Annotated in this window: 12 protein-coding genes and 1 pseudogene; 3 read left to right on the top strand and 10 right to left on the bottom strand. The window is 61.0% G+C overall.

The features are described 5' to 3' along the window. Positions 1-3: 3 nt before the first annotated feature. Positions 4-207 (bottom strand): p-hydroxybenzoic acid efflux pump operon protein AaeX, encoded by a 204-nt coding sequence (gene aaeX, locus MMS95_RS01915; protein ID WP_004936952.1) that lies wholly within the window; start codon positions 205-207, stop codon positions 4-6. A gap of 314 nt (positions 208-521) precedes the next feature. Here aaeX and aaeR point away from each other — a divergent pair, with 314 nt between their 5' ends. Next, positions 522-1,433, top strand: a complete 912-nt coding sequence (gene aaeR, locus MMS95_RS01910; protein ID WP_015379188.1) for an HTH-type transcriptional activator AaeR — start codon at positions 522-524, stop codon at positions 1,431-1,433. Here the strand turns inward: aaeR and MMS95_RS01905 are convergent. Beyond that, positions 1,424-1,768: a hypothetical protein gene (locus MMS95_RS01905; RefSeq protein WP_242141352.1), complete on the bottom strand. Its 345-nt coding sequence runs from the start codon at positions 1,766-1,768 to the stop codon at positions 1,424-1,426. The two genes, aaeR and MMS95_RS01905, sit on opposite strands and share 10 nt — an antisense overlap. 39 nt (positions 1,769-1,807) lie before the next feature. On the opposite strand from MMS95_RS01905, the pseudogene MMS95_RS01900 reads away from it, so the two are divergent. Together MMS95_RS01900 and MMS95_RS01895 are read left to right on the top strand one after the other, a co-directional pair. Continuing rightward, positions 1,808-2,377 (top strand): annotated as a pseudogene (locus MMS95_RS01900) (nucleoside hydrolase); the annotation flags it as partial. Between the two features lie 693 nt (positions 2,378-3,070). Further along, complete coding sequence (locus MMS95_RS01895; protein ID WP_156866275.1) at positions 3,071-4,753, top strand: Wzy polymerase domain-containing protein; 1,683 nt, start codon at positions 3,071-3,073, stop codon at positions 4,751-4,753. Positions 4,754-4,812: 59 nt separating this feature from the next. On the opposite strand, the gene MMS95_RS01890 is transcribed toward MMS95_RS01895, so the two are convergent. The 8 genes from MMS95_RS01890 to mreC form a co-directional block, all read right to left on the bottom strand. Further along, positions 4,813-5,577, bottom strand: coding sequence for a CDP-diacylglycerol diphosphatase (locus MMS95_RS01890; protein ID WP_033631998.1), 765 nt, complete (start codon positions 5,575-5,577; stop codon positions 4,813-4,815). Between the two features lie 151 nt (positions 5,578-5,728). Then, complete coding sequence (tldD, locus tag MMS95_RS01885; protein ID WP_021505122.1) at positions 5,729-7,174, bottom strand: metalloprotease TldD; 1,446 nt, start codon at positions 7,172-7,174, stop codon at positions 5,729-5,731. A gap of 7 nt (positions 7,175-7,181) precedes the next feature. Next, on the bottom strand, positions 7,182-8,042 hold the full coding sequence (gene nit1, locus MMS95_RS01880) for a deaminated glutathione amidase (RefSeq protein ID WP_082997296.1): 861 nt from the start codon (positions 8,040-8,042) through the stop codon (positions 7,182-7,184). Continuing rightward, complete coding sequence (yhdP, locus tag MMS95_RS01875; protein ID WP_242141351.1) at positions 8,039-11,842, bottom strand: AsmA2 domain-containing protein YhdP; 3,804 nt, start codon at positions 11,840-11,842, stop codon at positions 8,039-8,041. Before yhdP ends, nit1 begins: the two co-directional genes overlap by 4 nt. Positions 11,843-11,930: 88 nt before the next feature. Then, the gene (gene rng, locus MMS95_RS01870; protein WP_004936922.1) at positions 11,931-13,400 is read right to left on the bottom strand and encodes a ribonuclease G; all 1,470 of its coding nucleotides are present in this window, start codon (positions 13,398-13,400) and stop codon (positions 11,931-11,933) included. A gap of 38 nt (positions 13,401-13,438) precedes the next feature. Next, positions 13,439-14,023 (bottom strand): Maf family protein, encoded by a 585-nt coding sequence (locus MMS95_RS01865; RefSeq protein WP_242141350.1) that lies wholly within the window; start codon positions 14,021-14,023, stop codon positions 13,439-13,441. Positions 14,024-14,033: 10 nt separating this feature from the next. After that, on the bottom strand, positions 14,034-14,522 hold the full coding sequence (gene mreD, locus MMS95_RS01860) for a rod shape-determining protein MreD (protein WP_004936918.1): 489 nt from the start codon (positions 14,520-14,522) through the stop codon (positions 14,034-14,036). Next, positions 14,519-15,544, bottom strand: coding sequence for a rod shape-determining protein MreC (gene mreC / locus MMS95_RS01855; RefSeq protein ID WP_242141349.1), 1,026 nt, complete (start codon positions 15,542-15,544; stop codon positions 14,519-14,521). Before mreC ends, mreD begins: the two co-directional genes overlap by 4 nt. Between the last annotated feature and the right edge of the window lie 4 nt (positions 15,545-15,548).

Genomic DNA, 15,548 nt, shown 5'->3' with positions numbered 1-15,548 from the left:
ACCTCAAACAAAAAGACACGAAATCAGATAAAACAAGCAGCAATACAGCGCGGTATTAAACAGCGCCGGATGCCAGACAAAATCGTAAATCCCCGTCGGCTGCAGCAGGCGGCGCAGGAGAAAAAACAGCGCCAGCGACACCAGCAGCTCGAAAAACACCGGCGGAAACGACAGCCCGAAGATGACCATAACCGGAAGCAAACTCATCACTTTTTCCTTATTGTTCACTACGCCGGGGAAAGACACATCTCGCCATTCACATTCTCTTTACATTTTAGCGTGCGCGCGCCACAAATCTTGACCGGACAGCTTGTCCAGGTCACGAACCCGAAAAAAGGTTAAACTTGGGGGCAGACATCCACGACAGGGATTGCGAGGGTGCCGGAGGAGCGGCAGGATTGCGTTGCCGATCGCTCTCGCACGTTGGTAAGGTCTATTCACCCGACCACGTTATATTAGCCTGCTTACTATCAAGGCATCAACAATCTGTGATCTAAATCACTTTTAAGCCAGAGTGAATAATGGAAAGATTAAAACGGATGTCGGTATTCGCCAAAGTGGTTGAGTTCGGGTCGTTTACCGCGGCCGCACGCCAACTCGACATGAGCGTTTCATCGATCAGTCAAACCGTCTCGAAACTGGAAAATGAACTGCAGGTCAAGCTGTTGAACCGCAGCACGCGCAGCATCGGCCTGACCGAGGCCGGCAAAATCTACTATCAGGGCTGCCGACGCATGCTGCAGGAAGTCAGCGAAGTGCATGAGCAGCTGTACGCGTTTAACAATACGCCCGCCGGCACGCTGCGCATCGGCAGCTCGTCCACCATGGCGCAAAACGTGCTGGCGAACATGACCGCCGAGATGATGAAAGAGTATCCGGGCCTGACGGTCAACCTGGTGACCGGCATACCGGCGCCGGATCTGATCACCGACGGACTGGATCTGGTGATCCGCACCGGGGCGCTGCAGGACTCCAGCCTGTTCTCCCGCCGCCTGGGGCAGATGCCGATGGTGGTGTGCGCCGCCAAAAGCTACCTGATCCAGCACGGTACGCCGCAGAAGCCGAGCGACATGGTCAACTTCTCCTGGCTGGAGTACAGCGTGCGGCCCGACAGCGAATTCGAACTGATGTCGCCGGAAGGCATCACCACGCGCATTTCCCCGCAGGGGCGCTTCGTCACCAACGACTCCTCCACCATGATCCGTTGGCTGAAAAACGGCGCCGGCATCGCCTACGCCCCGCTGATGTGGGTGATCGAAGAGATCAAACGCGGCGAGATCGAGATCCTGTTCAAAAGCTACCATTCGGATCCGCGGCCAATCTACGCGCTCTATACCGAGAAGGACAAACTGCCGCTGAAGGTGCAGGTGTGCATCAACTATTTAACCGACTATTTCGAACGCGTAGCGGCGGTCTATCAGGGTTATCGCTGAGCAGCGCTTAAATAGCGGCGCGCCAGCGCGGCCAGCAGCATCAGCGCCAACATGCCGATGCCCCACAGCAGCCAGACGGCGTAGCCCGCCCAGGTCAGCAGCACAGGAAAATAGCTCGCCAACCCGCTGCCCAGCTGTTTCAGCCACGGCAACCAGGCGTCCAGCACCGTCTGCGGCACCAGGCTCAGCGCACCGTTCACCGGCAACGATGCCTTCCCGGCTGCCTCCGCCAACGCCGGGAGCCAGGCCAGCACCCCGGCTACGCCCCAGGCCAGCAGCGTCCATAGCGCCATGGCGCCGAGCAGCAGCGCGAGTGTCCAACCGCCCCGGTTCACGGCACACCGCCGCCGCACTGCGGACAAAAGCGGCTGCCCGGCGGCCTGACCAATATCGCCATGGCGGTGCGTAAAGAGCCGCGCATTGCCGAGCGGGTCAAGGAAGTAGTGCTGATGGGCGGCGGCTATCATGTGGGCAACTGGAGCGCGGTGGCGGAGTTCAATATCAAAATCGATCCCGAGGCGGCGCACATCGTGTTCAACGAAAAATGGCCGCTCACCATGGTCGGGCTGGATCTCACCCACCAGGCGCTGGCCACGCCGGCAGTCTGCGAACGCATCGCCGCCCTCGGCACCCGGCCGGCCGCCTTCGTCGGCGAGCTGCTGGCATTCTTTGGCCGTATGTACCAACAGGCGCAAGGCTTCAGCGCCCCGCCGGTGCACGATCCATGCGCGGTGGCCTATGTGATCGATCCGAGCGTCATGTCGGTGCGCAAAGCGCCGGTAAATATAGAGCTGACCGGCACCCTCACCTTAGGCATGACGGTCGCGGACTTCCGCGCGCCGCCGCCGCCGGATTGCCACACCCAGGTAGCGGTCAAACTGGATCAGGATAAATTCTGGGATCTGGTGGTGGATGCGCTGGAGCGGATCGGGGAGGTGGAGTAAGCGAATGAGAAACGAGATTAACGCGCTTTTACAGGCGCGTTAGTCCGTATTCTGCCGCGGCAACGGGAGGCTCAGGCCATAACCTCTTTTATTTCCAATACAGCAGAACAATCCTAACAATAAATCATTTTATAAAAATTAAAAAAAAACAGGCAAAGACAAGAAGAATCTTAATAAAAATACAACGATGAAAATCAATTTTAATTTAAAAATCAGCAATGGAAAACGATGGAATAAATCTCCGCCAACACGCCGCCGCTGACGAAACAAATTAAACAATAAGATACCTATCTTATTCTTCACATTGACTGCCAACATAGGCCATCGCCGAGATACCCCACGATATTCATACACGCAAAAATAACACTCAATCAACTGATTTTAATAAACAAAAATAAAATTCGATTAAAAATTGACTGAATCACAATAGATTTGAGAAAATAGCGCGTCTGTTTTTGCAAACAACAAAAATGCCTTTTGCGGGTGAAAATTACGGCTTAACCTTTCTTTAGGCATACAGCCTCGCGCATTCTCAGGGCAAACATTATTTATCGCTTCACCATGAAGACGATTTAAATTTCCCGTGAGACATTTTCGAATTGAACATTACACGCATTTCGACATCAGGATAAAGGATAGGGAATAATTAAAACATGCATTTCATAAACGCTATCAGGCCATGGCAGGTTAACCATGGCCGATAAATCTCCCGCTAACGCAGCGACCATCGCCGTGCTGCCCCTGCTGCTGATCTGGATGGCGGCGGTCCTGCCGGTTTATTACCCCAACATGGGCGGCGACGGCCTGGCGCTGCCGCAAAACATTCTGGCCTGGGCTGTCATGGCGCTCACCACGCTGATAGTGACGTTCACCATTTGCCTTGGCCGTACCCGTCTTTCGCTGACCCCCACCGCACGCCTGTTGCTGCTCGGCATCGCCGTGCTGGCGCTGCCGCTGCTGTATACCCGCCCCGAATGGCGCGAAGACGCCCTGTGGCGCTGCGCCGGTCTGCTCGGCGGCTGGCTGTTCTATGTCGCCTGCCTGCAGCTGCGCCTCACCGCCCGACAGCGCGAGCTGCTGCTGTACGGTCTGCTGTTCGCCATCGGCGTTCAGGCGTTGCTGGCGGCGCTGCAGCTGTTCGCCCCCACGCTGGCCTGGGTAGCCCCTAACGGCAGCCGGGTCTACGGCGTCTTTCAGCAACCGAACGTGCTGGGCAGCTTTATCGCCACCGGGCTGGCCTTGGCGCTCTGGCTGCTGCTTGCTCCCCTCTCAGCGCCAACGTGGCGGCGGCAAATCCCGCTGCTCGCGCTGCTGGCCGTTTTCTCCGCCCTGCTGGTGCTGATCCAGTCGCGCGCCGCCTGGCTTGGCGGCGCCTTGGCGGCGGCGTTGCTGCTGTGGCGTTTTGCCCGCCGGCGCCCGGCCGCAAGCCGCTGGGCCGGCGGCGCGCTGCTGTTGGGGATGGCGATCGGCCTCACAGTGGTGTTCACCGGTTTCGGTCTGGATGGCCGCGCCGGCCTGATCGGTCGGGGGCTGTCCAACAGCGCGCGTCTGACCATGCTGCATGACGTCGGCGCCATGATCCTGGCCAAGCCGCTGCTGGGCTGGGGTTACGGCGGTTTTGAATACAGCTTCGCGCACTTTCGCCTGCAGGAAATGCCCTGGCGAGAAGTATTGGAAGTCGCCGGGCATCCGCACAATGAAATCCTGCTGTGGTGGGTTGAGGGTGGCCTGCCGGCGCTGGCGGGTATCATGATCGTCCTCATCGCCGGCGCGCTGCTGCTGAAACGCGCCTGGCAACGGGATAGCGAGCAGCCGAACGGTGCGCGCGTCGGGCTGTTCCTGGTGCTGCTGCCAATGCTGGTGCACACCCAGCTGGAATACCCTTTCTATCTGTCTGCGCCGCACTGGCTGGCGTTTCTGTTGCTGCTGGCGTTGCTGGATGGCCAAACCGGCGAACCCCGCCCGCTGCCGTTCGCCAAAACCCTGAGCCTGCCGGTGGCGATGGCGGCGGTCGGCGTGCTGGTGATGGCGGTCTTCGCCTGGCAAGGGCGCATGGCGCTCACCCAGTCGGAACGCACTATGCTGGCCAACATCGACAGCATCGAGCACATGCCGCCGCCGGCTGCCTGGATCTACCGGGAGCGCAAAACCTTCGACGAGCAATCTCACGCGCTGCTGGTCTATAACCAGACGCGTGATGATGCCCTGTTGACCGGCTATCGGCAGTGGGCCAATGCCTATCTGCAGCGCCGTATCGACGCCAACGTCTACGCCACGCTGATCATGATCTTGCGCTATCAGGGGGATCAGGCACAAGCCGACGCTCGCCTGCGGGAAGCCGCTTTCCTGTTTACGCGGGATGCGCGGTTTAGGTAGGGACAACAAGGTGAGAGCGATGCCTCGTTGCTCTCACCTGCGTCATTTATGTAGCAAAATCAACGTGGCAAAATCGCGCACTCTTTATCCAGCAGCGACTCTACCGACGCGCGATTGCCGACGTCCCAGCCGCGTTTCGAGGCCAGCAAGATAAACCCTTGCCGGCCGGCAAACGTCGTCGGAACGACGACCACGCCATATTCCGCCAGCTGCGGCGGCGACAGATGGAAATAATCCGCCAAATCCTTAATCGGGTAGATGCCCATCACGGCTGGCTGCATCACGCGGCGAGCATAATAGGTGTGGCGCAACAACTTATCCGGCAAAGGCCGCCATTGCTCCTGTATGTAGGGGCGTTCCGCCTGCAATTGGCGCCGCACGTCCTCGCGCAGACAGGTCAGGTGAATGTGCAACTGGTTTTGGCTGCGGCCGTAAGCGGAGTTGATCGCCATGCCCAACATATCATCCGGCACCGGCCCGCCATACTCGGCGGCCAGCCGGTAACGCATCAGCCAGGCATAGCCAAAATAGTCTGTCCGTTCTCCAACCAGCAGCTGCGGGCTTTCAATGCCGGAGAGCGGCGCCGTCGGCACCAGGATAAAGTGATAAGGGTAACGCGGGTTCTGCAGCACGCTAAAGCCCTGCGCTTTCCCCTGCGGCATATAAATCTGCTCGCACGGGGCCGGATTGCGTTTTTGCTGATAGTTGGCCATGCAGAGTTTATCGACCACGCCCCACAGCGCATCGGAACGGGCGCAGCCCGTCAGGGACAGAACGCCCAGCACCAGCAGCCAACGCCGAGCGGATAATGCCAGGCGCGTCATTCTTGTCGTGCTCTGTTTTTTCGCCACGTCAATTTCATTCCATTATGTCGTGCAGGCTACGGCGTCCTGCCGCGCTTAGCGTTACGAATGCGAGAAAGGCCGCGAAATGGAGAATGGTTGAGGGGCCAACGCATGGCCCCTTGAAGAAAGATTACGCCGTGCCACCGACGGTCAACGTATCCAGTTTCAGCGTCGGTTGGCCAACGCCTACCGGCACGCTCTGGCCTTCCTTGCCGCACACGCCCACGCCTTTATCGAGCGCCAGATCGTTGCCGACCATCGAGATCTGCTGCATCGCCTCGATGCCGGAGCCGATCAGCGTCGCCCCTTTCACCGGTTTGGTGATGCGTCCCTTCTCGATCAGGTAGGCTTCGGTGGTGGAGAATACAAACTTGCCGGAGGTGATGTCCACCTGGCCGCCGCCAAAGTTCGGCGCGTACAGGCCGTACTCGACGCTGGCGATGATCTCTTCCGGCGTCGATTGGCCCGCCAGCATGTAGGTATTGGTCATGCGCGGCATCGGCAGATGCGCGTAGGACTCGCGGCGGCCGTTGCCGGTCGGGGCGACGCCCATCAGCCGCGCGTTGAGCTTGTCCTGCATGTAGCCTTTCAGCACGCCGTTTTCGATCAGCACGTTGTACTGGCCCGGCACGCCTTCGTCGTCGATCGCCAGCGAGCCGCGGCGCCCTTGCAGGGTGCCGTCGTCCACCACGGTACATAGCTCGGACGCCACCAGCTCGCCCATATGGCCGCTGAACACCGAGGTGCCGCGCCGGTTGAAGTCGCCTTCCAGGCCGTGGCCCACCGCCTCATGCAGCAGCACGCCCGGCCAGCCGGCGCCCAGCACGACCGGCATATTGCCGGCCGGCGCCGCCACCGCGCCAAGATTGACCAGCGCCATGCGCACCGCTTCTTTGGCGTAGGCATCGGCGCGCACGTCGCCGTCGACGGTTTCCAGGAAATAGTCGTAACCGAAACGGCCGCCGCCGCCGCTGGAGCCGCGCTCACGCTTGCCGTCCTGTTCCACCAGCACGCTGACGGATAGGCGCACCAGCGGGCGAACGTCCGCCGCCAGCGTGCCGTCGGTGGCGGCCACCAACACCTGCTCGTAAACGCCAGTGATGCTGGCGTTCACTTCCTGCACTCGCGCATCGGCGGCGCGCGCCACCTTGTCGACGCGGTGCAGCAAGGCAATTTTCTCTTCGCGCGGCAGGCTTTGCAGCGGATCGAGCAGCGGATACAGCGCCCGGTAACCGATCTCGCCCAGGGTATGCGCCCGCCCGTCGCCCTGCTCGCGCACGATGCTGCGCGCCGCCTGGGCGCTCTGCTGCAGCGCATTCAGGGTGATCTGATCGGCATAGGCGAAGCCGGTCTTCTCACCGCTGACGGCGCGCACGCCGACGCCCTGGTCGATATTGTAAGAGCCATCCTTGATGATGCCGTCCTCGATCACCCAGGCTTCGTGATAGCTGGACTGGAAATAGAGATCGGCGTAGTCGATACGGCGTTCTGCCAGTTGACCCAGTACCCTGTACAGGTCTTGATGACTCAGCTTGTTGGTAGCGAGTAACTGCTCACTGACAAACGTCAGGCTCATAATGGTTTCACTCTTGATTGGAGGATAGCTTGTCAGACGGCGCCGTCAGCGACGTCTGGAATCGGTTGTGCTGCAGCACCGGCATCTGCGCACGAATATTTTTCAGGCTTGCGGCGTCCACGCGCACCTTCAGCGCCGCCACGGCGTCCGCGTTCTCGGCCAGCACCTTGCCCCAGCCGTCAACAGCCAGCGTGTGGCCCCAGGTGCGACGAGTCGGCCCGTGGCGCCCCACCTGCGCCGGCGCCAGGATCATGCACTGGTTTTCGATCGCCCGGGCGCGCAGCAGGATTTCCCAATGCGCCTCGCCGGTGACCCGGGTAAACGCCGCCGGCACCGAAATCAGTTCGGCGCCCTGCGCCCGCAACGCCTGGAACAGCGAGGGGAAGCGCAAATCGTAGCATATGGTCATGCCCAAACGCCCGACCGGCGTATCCACCACCGTCAGGTGCTGCCCGTGCTGGTAGGTATCCGACTCGCGGTAGTGGCCGTGCGCATCGTTGATATCCACATCGAACATGTGCAGTTTGTCATAGCGGGCGCGGATTTCGCCCTGCTCGTCAAACAACAGGCTGCTGGTGGTGATAAGTTCCGGGTTTTCGCGGCTGATCAAGGGCATCGAGCCCACCAGCAACCACACCCGATAGCGGCGCGCCAGCTCGCGCACCGCGTTCTGCAGCGGGCCATCGCCCTGTTTTTCCGCCTGTTGGCGGTAGGCCGCGGAGTTGGCGAACAGCAGCGCGTTCTCCGGCGTCATGACCAGTTTTACCCCGGCATTGAGCTGCTTGATCTGCTGTTCAATCTGGGCCAGGTTATCGCGCACCTGATCGCCACTGCACAACTGCAACAACGCAACGTTAGCATTCCTCATGACGCCTTATCCTCCTTTGCCTTACGAAGTACCTCATTGATCTTCGGCTGGTCGAGATCGCCGCCGATATGGTAGCGAATCAGCGAAATCTTGCTCCACAGCGGCCCCAGCACCTGCGAGGCGGCAAATACCGCCGCGCCGACGATCGGGTTGACGACAAACGCCGTGGCCACGCCGACGGTCGCCGAAATCGCCGGCGCCACCACCGCCTCCATATCGATGCGGCGGCGCGCCAGATCGATCTGGCCGCTCATGGCGATGTCCGCTGCCAGGCCGTCGATCAATAGATTATCAGTATGCATTATGCCATCTTTCAGCCAGGCGGTGCTGCGGATGGAATCAAAGTAGAAACCTTTGCCGAAGGTATCGCTGAAATCGAACTGCAGCTTGCGCAGCAGGGCGTCGAAGCTGACCAGCCGCAGCAGCTGGCCGGCGCGGCCGCCGCCCATGCTGTCGATCTCGCCCTTGCCCATCTTGACCTGCAGCGCGCCGCTTAACGTATTGACCTGCGGCTGCCACGGCGCGCCGTGCCAGTACAGATCGAAGTCCACGTCGTAAGGCGCCCCCTTCAGCGGGATAGTGATGCCGAAGAAGGCGGCGGTTTCATCTATCTTGCCGCCGAGCAGTTTGCCTTTCAGCGAGCTGCGCTCTTCCTGCGCGTTTTGTTTCCACAGGCCGGTGGCGCTCATACGCCCTTTACCGGTATCGACCAGACCGTGATCCAGCGTCAGGGTATCCCCCCGATTAGTCAGATCCGCCTCGACCTTGCCGAGGTTCTGCCCCAGCACCCAGCACGACTTACAGCGCAGCATCAGCGAAGGCCAGTCGCGGAAGGAAACTTTCTCGGTCGACGGCGACGGCGGGCCCACCGCATTTTTCGTCTCGGCGAACTGTGGGTTGTAATACAGGTAGTTGATATCGGCGCGCCACGGCCCGCGATCGGCCACCCGCAGGCTGCCGTCCACTTCGTCGCTCTTGGCGCTCACCAGGGTAGCGCCAAGCTGTTTTTCGGCCGATAGCGTCAGCTTATGCCAGGCCTGGCCGCCCAACAGCAGCTGCGGCGTAGTCAGCGCCACGGTGGTAGGGAAGCTGAAACCGCCCACCTGACCGCTGCCGCCGCCCTGTTTCAGTGCCGGCGCCAGCAGCGCCAGCCACTGCTCACCGTCCAGCGCCGGCAGATTCAGCGTCATCGACTTGCCGGCCGGCAGCGGCGGCGTGCCGCCCCCGTTGGTTTGCCAGGCGGCGCGCGCCAGATTCACCTGTTTTTTATCGAAGTTCCATTCGCTGTTGAAGCGGTTCTGTTTGCCCGCGCTGCCGGTCAACATGAAACCGTTCAGACCGCCTTTGACCTTGACGTTCACCGGCAGTGCCTCGCCCGGTGCCTTGTCCAGCGGTGAAGGTAAGTGACTGCTCACTTTCTTCAAATCCGCGTCAATGCCGATATCATAGCTGGCCGAGCCCTGATGCGGCAGCGTGATGGCCACCTGGCTCTGCCAGGGCGCGCTGCCGCTGAGCGCATCAGCGGCCTCTTTTGGCAGGCCGGGGAACTTGCCCGGCTGCCAGTCGCCCTTCAGGCCGACATTGATCTTGTAATCGCGATCGCCTTCCTGCGTGGAAAAGTTGACCGCCACCGGCTGCCCGAACCAGTTGGCCGACAGGGGGTCGCTCTGCAGGTTGCCGTTGTCGAAGCGGAACTTGCCGCTGAGCTTTTGCAGTTCGCTGTCCAGCGGCTTTATCAGCAACGAATTGTTGTTCAGCGCCACTTCGCCGGTGGCTCTGACCTGCTCGCCGTCCAAGGGAATATCAAGATGTAAGCGCCCACTGACATCACCGCCAATCTGCAGCTGCTCCAGCGCCGCCCCGAGCGAATCGTGCAACGGCGTCTGCATGAAGTAGTCATGCACGTCGCTGCCCGCACCCGCGACTTCGGCGTCGATCAGCAGCCGCTCTTTCAGGTAATCCGGGATCACCGCGCTGATATTTTTACCCGCCACCTTACCCAATCGGGTTTGCGGCGCATGCATCCACAATCCCTCGTTGGCGAAATCGAGATCGATCGCCAAATCGGTCAGCGCCGGCCAGCCCGGTTGGAACTGGAAGGTGGCGTGACGTAGCGGTACGAAAACTTCAAACTGCCCTTCGTTTTTACGATACGGGAAGTGCTGCGGATCGCCGGAATAAATCAGCGTAGCGTTATCCACCTGGCCGCCCTGAATGGCGCCGCTCAGGTAGTCCACCAGATGCTTGCCCATCAACGGTTCCGGGAAATAGCGCCAGGCGTCGGCGCCGTCATACAGGCGGATGCCCGCCAGGATGTTCAGCCACGGATCGCCCTTGGCCGGCTGCTGATAACGGAAATCACCGTTGACCCACAGCGACTTCGCCTTGACGTCCAGCCCCTGACTCGCCAGCTCCCAGCCCTGATCGTTGTAACGCCAGGTCAGCGCGCCGCGCGCGCTGCTGATTTCAAGCGGGGCGCGGAACATGTCGCCGTAAGGCAGGGTGCTGTCGGTGAGCCCCAGCGTCAGGCGGCCGTTCTCCACCCCGCCGCTCAACGCCCCGGAGAAGTGGTTAACGCCCGGCAGCAGTTCCCAACGCTGCCAGCTGACATCGCGCCACAGCGCCTGGAAACGGCTCTTTTCCGGCTGCTTGAGCGGAATGTCCAGCGCCAGCGCTTCCAATTGCCCCTGCGGCTGCAGATCGTTCCAGCGCTCGAGCACGTCCGGGCTGAGGAAGGAGAAGGTCGGCAACAGCGCCGACAGACGCTCCAGCTGAATATCAGTCGCGCGCACACGCAGTTCTTCATTCTGCGCCGGCCCCATGAATTCGGTGTTTTCCGGCAGCCACAGGGCGGAAAGCGCGCCCTGCGGCCAGGCCTGGCCGTCGGTGCTCAACCGCAGTTGCGGCACGTCGAGCTGCCAACCGGTGCCCTGGCGGCGCAGCGACAGCGCCAGATTATCCACGTCCAGCCGGTGCTGCGCGGCGCCGGTGTCCCAGTTGGCCGCCCCTTGCTTGAGCAACGCATGGCCGCCGGCGATCTGGCCGTTCTGCACCTGCAGCCAGGCAGCCAGGCTGAAGTCGGCGCTTTCCAGCCCGGTGTTGGCGCGCAGCCAGCGGGTAAACCAGGGTTTCATGTCGATGTTATCGGCCTGCAGGTAGACCGTGCCGGTATCCAGCAGGCCTTGATTGTCACGCAGGTCCATGCGCAGCTGCACCACGCCGTGCTGGCCATTCAGCGTCGACAGGCTGATCTGCCCCTCGGCGCGGTGGCGATCGCGGCCGTTGAGCCAGGTCAGCTGGGGAATGTCGAATTCGGCGCGCGCGCCGGCGGGCGTCAGGAATGAAATACGACTGTCGCGCAGATCGAAATGGTCGAGCTGGCGCAGCATCAGATCGCTGATTTTACCGGGTTCAAGGCCATCGCCCTGCCGATCGCCGCCCAGCGTGGCGTTCAAATCAAGCCGGAATTGATAGAAGGTCAGATCGCGGAACTGCCAGCGCCAGTGCAACAGCGACTGCCACACATCCAGCGCCAGCGTCACGCGCTCGATATGCACATCGCTTTTGGGCAGCGTAACGCTCAGGTTACGCACTTCAAGCTGCGGGCCGAAGGTTTCCCAACTGCCCTGTAGGAAATCCATCTGCACGGGCACGCCGGACAGCTTCTCCACCTGCGCCAGCAGTTGGGGACGGTAGTCGTTCAGCTTCGGCAGCATCAGGCGCAGCCCGCTGATCAGCAGCGCCACAATCACGATTAGGGTGGCGCCTGTTGCTAACAGAATCCCAGGCAGTCGCCTCACGCAGTTCTCCTTGCTCCGCTGCCTGGCAACGGGAATATCTATGCACTGACGGGCCCGGCGTGCCGGGCCCCTACCGATGTCGGGCGGGCTACATCATGACGACGTCGAACTGCTCCTGGCTGTACAACGGTTCGATCTGCACCTTCACCTGTTTGCCGACGAAAATCTCCACTTCGGCCAGCGCATGCGACTCTTCGCTCTTCAGCGCTTCGCCGACCGCCGCAGAGGCGTACACCAGGAAGCGATCGGAATCGTAAGCGTGATGCACGCGCACAATCTCGCGCAGGATCTCGTAGCACACGGTTTCCACCGTTTTCACGGTGCCGCGCCCATTGCAAGTAGGACAATCGTGACAGAGCACATGTTCAATGCTTTCACGCGTTCGTTTACGCGTCATTTCAACTAAGCCTAGCTGAGAGAAGCCGTTGATCGTGGTTTTTACCCGATCTTTACTCAACGCCTGCTCCAGCGAGTGCAGCACCCGGCGGCGATGCTCTTCGTTGTTCATATCGATAAAGTCGATGATGATGATGCCGCCCAGGTTGCGCAGCCGCAGCTGGCGCGCAATGGCCTGCGTCGCCTCGATGTTGGTATTGAAGATGGTTTCGTCGAGGTTGCGGTGGCCGACGAAGGCGCCGGTGTTGATGTCGACCGTGGTCATCGCCTCGGTCTGATCGATGATCAGATAGCCGCCGGACTTCAGCTCCACCTTGCGCTCCAGCGCGCGCTGGATCTCGTTTTCCACATCGTACAGATCGAAAATCGGCTGACTGCCGGTATAGAGCTCGAGCTTGTTGGTGATGTCCGGGATGTACTCACCGGTGAACTCCACCAGCAGATCGTGCGTCAGCCGCGAATCGACGCGGATGCGATCCAGCGCCGCGCCGGCGAAATCGCGCAAGATGCGCTGCGCCAACGCCAGCTCGCCGTACAGCTTGTATTTGGTCTGGTTGCGCTTCTTGCGCTCCATCACCTTGGTCCACAGCCGTTTGAGGAATGCGGCGTCCTGCGCCAGCTCTTCCTCGCCGATGCCTTCCGCCGCGGTGCGGATGATAAAGCCGCCCAGCTCGTCGCAGTGCGGCGCCACGATCGCCTTCAGGCGCTCGCGCTCGGCTTCGCTGTCGATGCGCTGCGACACGCCGACGTGCGCCGCACCCGGCATGAAGACCAGATAACGCGAAGGCAGCGTGATATCGGTGGTCAGACGCGCGCCCTTGGTGCCAAGCGGATCTTTCACCACCTGCACCATCAGGTCTTGCCCCTGGCGCACCAGCTCGGCGATGTCGCGCACGTGGAAGTTTTTCCGCTCATCGCCGGCGACGCATTCGGTATGCGGCATGATGTCAGAGGCGTGCAGGAAGGCGGCCTTATCGAGGCCGATGTCGACGAACGCCGCCTGCATGCCCGGCAGGACGCGGCTGACGCGCCCTTTATAGATATTGCCGACGATGCCGCGTTTGGATTCGCGTTCGATATGGATCTCTTGCAGAATGCCGCCATCGATATAGGCGACCCGCGTTTCAGACGGTGTGATATTAACCAGTAGCTCAGCTGTCATGCCTTCTCCTCAGAGCCGGTCGATAATGGCAGCGCCCATCAACCGGTTCTTACATCACGTAATGCGACAAAATTACTGAGCAGCTCATGTGTTTCGACCAGCGGCAGACCGACCACTGCGTGATAACTCCCGGTTATCATTCTGACGAAACAACCACCCTTTCCTTGAATTCCATAGGCGCCCGCCTTATCCATCGGTTCGCCCGTAGCAATATAGTCGCGGATATCCTGTTGTGACAGGCTGCGGAACGTCACGTCGGTCACCACCAGCTGGCAACGCACGTCGTGGCGATCGGCGATCGCCACTGCCGTCATCACCTGATGCTGCTTGCCGGACAGGGCCGCCAGCATGTCCGCCGCATGGGCTTCGTCGCGCGGCTTCTCCAGCACCCGGCCGTTGAGCACCACGATGGTGTCGGCGCCCAGCACCGGCCGATCTTCCTGCGCCAGCGCCACGCCCGCTTTGGCCTTGTCCTGCGCCAGGCGGCGCACATAGGCTTCTGCGGCTTCGCCTTCCCGGCGCTGCTCTTCGGTATGCGTCAGCAGAATGTCGAACGACACGCCCAGCAGGGTCAGCAGTTCACGTCGACGTGGGGAGCCGGAGGCCAGATAAAGCGAAGTCATTGATATACCCTTACTGTACGGCGAACTGACGGCGGATTTTGCGCATCAACAGGAATAACCACGGCCACAAAATGCCGTTTACCACACTACTCCAGAACACCTCTGGGCGGAAAGAGACGTTGATCACTAAAAACTCAGCCCAGAACACCACCACGTCCATCGACAGCGACAGCAGCACGACAATCAGCGCCTGTTGCCACAGCGCCATATTGCGGAACAGTTGGAATTTGAACGCCACCAGATAGGCGATGATGCCCAGCGCCAGCGCGCGCACGCCCAGCGTGGAACCGAGGATCAGATCCATGATCAGCCCCAGCACGAAGCCGGTGCCGACGTTGACCCGATGTGGCAAAGCCATCACCCAGTAGATCAGGATCAGCACCAGCCAGGAAGGCCGGAACATGTAGATCTGCTCCGGCCACGGCATGATTTGCAGCACCAACGCCACCAGGAACGACAGCCAGATTATCCAGCGCCCGTGGCTGCGGTAGCTGTTCATTGCACCCCCCCCGCCGCCGCGGGCTGAATCTGAGGCTGAGCAGAGGCCGGTGCCGTGGTTTGCGGCGCCACCCCGGTGGCCGGAGCCGGCAGCTGCGGCCCGACGGAACCGGCAGGCGGCAGCACCTGCGGCATCATCTGCATCAGGCGTTCATTGGCCACGCGGTGCACTTCGTCCGGCGGCAGCGGCATGTCGCCGTTGCGATCGGCGCCCCATAGCAACAACAGGTAACGCAAGCGCTGCAGACCGGCGGTCGGCCGCGCCTGAATCACAGTGTAAGCACGCTGGTTGTCGACCTTGACCGAGGAAACCACCGCCACCGGATACCCTTCCGGGAAGCGGCCGCCGAGGCCGGAGGTGACCAGCACGTCGCCAACGCGGATGTCGGTGTTGTTCGGCAGATGCTCCAGTTGCAGATCGTCGGCGCAGCCGCTGCCCGCGGCGATCACCCGAATATCGTTGCGCAGCACCTGGATCGGCAGCGCATGCGAGGCGTCGCAGATCAGCAGCACGCGGCTGGTGACTTTCGCCACCGCCACCACCTGACCGACCACGCCCTTGTCGCTGATCACCGGCTGGCCTTCATAGACGCCGTTGTCCGACCCTTTGTCGATCACCACCTGATCGCTATACGGATCGGAACCGGTGGAGATCACCTGGGTGACCATCTTGTGTTCGTCCTGACGCAACGGAGAACCCAGCAGCTCGCGCAAGCGGGCGTTTTCCTGCTTGAATTGGCCAAGAAGAAGAATATCGCTGTTTTTCAGCAGCAGTTCCTGCCGCAGAGCGCGGTTTTCCAGCTCCAGCTGTTGGCGGGTGGCCAGCGTCTCTGACACGCTGTCCAAAACTTTACGCGGCCCGTTGGCCAGAAAATAGAAAGGGCTGACTGCGGTGTCCATGTAGTTGCGTATCTTCACGAACGTGCCGAGCCGGCTGTCGGCAACGATCAGGCCAATGGCCGCAATCACCGCCAAAAAAAGTCGCAGTTGCAGGGAAGGCCCCCTGCTAAAAATCGGCTTCATAAAT

It is taken from the genome of Serratia sp. PGPR-27 (genome assembly GCF_022678525.1).
GTDB lineage: Bacteria > Pseudomonadota > Gammaproteobacteria > Enterobacterales > Enterobacteriaceae > Serratia > Serratia nematodiphila.
Note: the sequence above shows the minus strand (reverse complement) of the source record. Positions and strands in the feature narration are given on the sequence as shown.

What these genes read in the sequence shown, in the direction of transcription:
- rng (WP_004936922.1), bottom strand. Translation starts at nt 13,400, where the DNA reads ATGACAGCTGAGCTACTGGTTAATATCACACCGTCTGAAACGCGGGTC.
- MMS95_RS01890 (WP_033631998.1), bottom strand. Translation starts at nt 5,577, where the DNA reads ATGACGCGCCTGGCATTATCCGCTCGGCGTTGGCTGCTGGTGCTGGGC.
- tldD (WP_021505122.1), bottom strand. Translation starts at nt 7,174, where the DNA reads ATGAGCCTGACGTTTGTCAGTGAGCAGTTACTCGCTACCAACAAGCTG.
- MMS95_RS01895 (WP_156866275.1), top strand. Translation starts at nt 3,071, where the DNA reads ATGGCCGATAAATCTCCCGCTAACGCAGCGACCATCGCCGTGCTGCCC.
- mreC (WP_242141349.1), bottom strand. Translation starts at nt 15,544, where the DNA reads ATGAAGCCGATTTTTAGCAGGGGGCCTTCCCTGCAACTGCGACTTTTT.
- aaeX (WP_004936952.1), bottom strand. Translation starts at nt 207, where the DNA reads ATGAGTTTGCTTCCGGTTATGGTCATCTTCGGGCTGTCGTTTCCGCCG.
- mreD (WP_004936918.1), bottom strand. Translation starts at nt 14,522, where the DNA reads ATGAACAGCTACCGCAGCCACGGGCGCTGGATAATCTGGCTGTCGTTC.
- MMS95_RS01865 (WP_242141350.1), bottom strand. Translation starts at nt 14,023, where the DNA reads ATGACTTCGCTTTATCTGGCCTCCGGCTCCCCACGTCGACGTGAACTG.
- aaeR (WP_015379188.1), top strand. Translation starts at nt 522, where the DNA reads ATGGAAAGATTAAAACGGATGTCGGTATTCGCCAAAGTGGTTGAGTTC.
- nit1 (WP_082997296.1), bottom strand. Translation starts at nt 8,042, where the DNA reads ATGAGGAATGCTAACGTTGCGTTGTTGCAGTTGTGCAGTGGCGATCAG.